1 protein-coding gene and 1 pseudogene are annotated in these 606 nt (G+C 52.5%); one reads left to right on the top strand and one right to left on the bottom strand.

Annotated features, from left to right (window positions below; genetic code table 11):
* A pseudogene (locus tag F1735_RS34075) lies at window positions 1–168 on the top strand (IS1595 family transposase); the annotation flags it as partial.
* 4 nt (window positions 169–172) lie between these two features.
* Here the strand turns inward: F1735_RS34075 and F1735_RS34070 are convergent.
* Window positions 173–606, bottom strand: a 434-nt coding sequence (locus F1735_RS34070; protein WP_167241473.1) for an RHS repeat-associated core domain-containing protein, incomplete at its 5' end; no start/stop codon positions are given.

The following is a 606-nucleotide window of genomic DNA, read 5'->3' as shown; positions in this document are numbered from 1 at the left end:
CATGCTTTCAATTTCGATAAATATGGTTTTCTCTATTTGGCCGAGGCTCAGTATCGATTTAACCGGCGCTTCGATTTGTCGACCATTTTGACGCGCCTCTTGTACGCTGCTGTCGCCACGGGCAACCAAACCGAAGCGTGGTGTCGGTTAGCTGAAGATCAGCGCTAATCACCTACATGTTTGCTCCACCAGCTAACCCGATCGGGTCTTGACTGATAAATCGGCCAATATCCGGGTCGTAGTATCGAAAGGTATTATAGTGCAGCCCCGTGCTTTCGTCGGCGTACTGTCCGGGAAAGCGCAGAGGCTGCTCTATGGGAACTGATAAAATGGAATCTTCCCCATCGTTAACTTTGCCCCAAGCCTGGTAATTACCGGCCCATGCAAGATTTCCGACCTCGTCCGTTACTTCTAGCGGAGCACCAACAAGATTAGTATGAAAGTGATAAATTCGACGGGCTGTACTTTGTTCTGCCTTTATGTAACCGTTCACGTCCCGGACGGAATCGGCGGCAGCGAGGGTGTGGCGACGCCCTTTCTGGCGGCGGCGATCACAGTGGCGATGTAGACCCAGGAGGAAACGGCCCGCTTGCGGCAAGTCTCGAT

The organism is Massilia genomosp. 1, from assembly GCF_011682185.1.
GTDB lineage: Bacteria > Pseudomonadota > Gammaproteobacteria > Burkholderiales > Burkholderiaceae_D > Telluria_A > Telluria_A rubra.
Note: the sequence above shows the minus strand (reverse complement) of the source record. Positions and strands in the feature narration are given on the sequence as shown.